At 70.3% G+C, this 2965-nt stretch carries 1 protein-coding gene; it reads right to left on the reverse strand.

All coding sequences use genetic code 11. The features are described 5' to 3' along the window. Positions 1-2773: FG-GAP repeat domain-containing protein (locus tag GM79_RS23505; RefSeq protein ID WP_081867948.1), on the reverse strand; the 2773-nt coding region annotated here is incomplete at its 3' end. Positions 2774-2965: the final 192 nt, after the last annotated feature.

Genomic DNA, 2965 nt, shown 5'->3' on the forward strand with positions numbered 1-2965 from the left:
GGGCGATGCGCGTGGCGGCCGTGAAGGCCGGCCGGCCGTCGATGCTCAGCGCCTCGCCCGTGGCCGAGCGGCTGCTCAGGTTCAGGCCCGTCGTGTTGGACAGCTTCCAGGCGTCGTAGCCGGAATCGAAGCTGGCCGTGGCCGGGGCGGCGGCGTACACGAACAGCTTATCGGCCGGGCCGGTGGCCCCACGCAGGGCCAGGCCCACGGTGGGCTGCGTGCTGGTGGTGCCCCGGCTCATGCGCACCTGCGTCTCGAAGTCGGTGAGGCGCTGCTCGTCGCGGAAGCGCACCTCGCCGCTGGTTTCGCTGCTGCTCACGCGCACGAAAAAGCCCTGGCCGGCGGCGATGAGCGGGTTCTGCTCCCCGCCCTCGAAGCCGGCCACAAACGCGCGGTACGTGCTGGTGTAGGGGCCGCTGCTTTCCACCACGTAAAAGCTCCGGTCCAGGCCGGGGGCGTTGGTGGCCTCTCCCAGGCCCAGCAGTTCGGCGCCGTCAATCGGCGCGGGGTAGGGGTTGCCCACCAGGGCCCAGCCGGCGGCGGGGTTTTCGCCCACCCGGCTCAGGGCCACGTCGTAGTCGCCGGTGTTGAGCGTGCCGGTGAAAGCCACCTTTTCGGTGCCCGCGAGTTGCACGGCGTAGCCGCGGCCCACTTCCAGGGCGCTGCCTAGGCCGGCCGGCACCACGAAGCCCCGGTCGAAGGGTGCGTAGGTGCTGGTCCGCGTCACGCGGCTTTGGTCGTAGCCGAACACGGTGGGGAAGGGCGTGATTTTGCCGGGGGTAGCCGAGGCGTTGTAGGCGGCGGCCCGGCTCACTTCGGGCGCGAAGCCGGGCGTGGCCAAATCGGCCACCGTCGAGCCCGTCACCGGGGCGCTGTAGTGGCGGTAGCCCAGGCCCCGGTTCTCGGTGCTCAGGTGGCGCTGCACGGTGGCCGTGCGGCCCAGCACGCGGCCCGTGCCGGAGTTCACGACCAGGGCCGTGCCGCTGGCGTCGGAAAGCAGCGTCAGGGCGTTGCCGGCCAGCACCAGATTGCCGGTGCTGCTCAGCGTCAGGGTTTGGGAAACGCTGGTGGGCGCACTCAGGGCCACGTTGCCGGGCACGGTGATGCTTAGGTTGCGCACCTGGCCGGGCAGGCCCGAGCCGGTGGCGTCGCTGCCGTTGTACACGTAGCTGGCATCCGGGGAGAACGAGCGGCCGCCCGTCACGCGCACCGTGCCGATGTTGCCCTGCGGGTCGCCCACAGCCAGGATGCCGCGGGGCCGGCAGATGGCCAGCGTGCCGCCCGCCGCCAGCGCAAACGTGCCGCTGCCCGTGATGATGCGGCAGCCGTCGGCCAGCGTGCCCGCGTCCTGCACGGTTAGCGCGCCAGTTACCTCAATGTTGCCGGCCAGGGTGGCGTTGCCGTTCGGGCCGGTGATGGTGATGTTGCGGTAGGTGCCGGCCTCGATGGTGCGGGTGTCGCTTATCGTTAGGTCGGTTTCGGTTTCCGTTGTATTCAGCAGCACCGATACGTTGCTGCTACCGTAGTTGGCCACGGCCAGGTCGGGGCGGCTGTCGGCGTTGAAGTCGCCTACCGCCACGCTGAAGGGACCGCTGCCGACTCCGTAGCTGATAGCCGCCGCGAAGCTGCCCCCGGCCTCGGCCAGCAGCACCGACACGTTGCCGCCATCGTAGTTGGCCGTAACCAGGTCGGGGCGACCGTCGGCGTTGAAGTCGCCCACCGCCACGCTGTAGGGACTTCTGTAGGGACCAACGCCGGTCCCGTAGTTGACGGCCCCCGCGAAAGTGCCCCCGGCCTGACCCAGCAGCACCGACACGTTGTCGCCATTGGCATTGGCCACGGCCAGGTCGGGAATGTCGTCGGCGTTGAAGTCGCCCACCGCCACGCTGAAGGGACGAACGCCGGCCCCGTAGCTGACAGGCGCCGCGAAAGTGCCCCCGGCCTGGGCCAGCAGCACCGACACGTTGCCGCCATCAACGTTGGCCGTGGCCAGGTCGGGGCGGCCGTCGGCATTGAAGTCGCCCACCGCCACGCTGATGGGAGTAGCGCCGGCCCCGTAGCTGACGGCCGCCGCGAAGCCGCCCCCGGCCTGGGCCAGCAGCACCGACACGTTGTCGTTATAGAGGTTGGCCACGGCCAGGTCGGGGCGGCCGTCGGCGTTGAAGTCGCCCACCGCCACGCTGCGGGGACCGTCGCCCGCCCCGTAGTTGACGGCCCCCGCGAAAGTGCCCCCGGCCTGGGCCAGCAGCACCGCCACGTTGCCGTTATAGAGGTTGGCCACGGCCAGGTCGGGGCGGCCGTCGGCGTTGAAGTCGCCCACCGCCACGCTGCGGGGACCGTCGCCCGCCCCGTAGTTGACGGCCCCCGCGAAAGTGCCCCCGGCCTGGGCCAGCAGCACCGCCACGTTGCCGTTATAGAGGTTGGCCACGGCCAGGTCGGGGCGGCCGTCGGTGTTGAAGTCGCCCACCGCCACGCTGACGGGACCGTCGCCGGTCCCGTAGTTGACGGCCGCCGCGAAGCCGCCCCCGGCCTCGGCCAGCAGCACCGACACGTTGCCGCTGTCGAAGTTGGCCGTAACCAGGTCGGGGCGGCCGTCGGCGTTGAAGTCGCCCACCGCCACGCTGACGGGAGTAGCGCCGGCCCCGTAGCTGACGGCCGGGTCGAAGGTGACCTGCCCGAAGGCGGTGGGGGCCAGGCCCAGGCTCAGGGCCAGCAGCAGCGCCGCGCGGCCCCCGGTGAGTGGCGGGGAAAGGGAGAGAAGATGTTTTAACATACGAAAAGGAAAAAGGGAATGGAAAATAAAGCGGACCTGCCTCCCGGCGGAAAAACACTACCGCGCCTGCTTATTGGTCTAAAAAAGCACGCACAAAGCTACTCGCAAAAAGAGGCTGGCGCCTACCCCTGAACACTTGAATTTCAGGACCGTGGAGCGGGGCGTGGCGGGCGCCCTCGGCGGCGTGGCGGG

Origin of the sequence: Hymenobacter sp. IS2118, from assembly GCF_000715495.1 — a bacterium.
In the GTDB taxonomy this organism is placed as follows: Bacteria; Bacteroidota; Bacteroidia; order Cytophagales; family Hymenobacteraceae; genus Hymenobacter.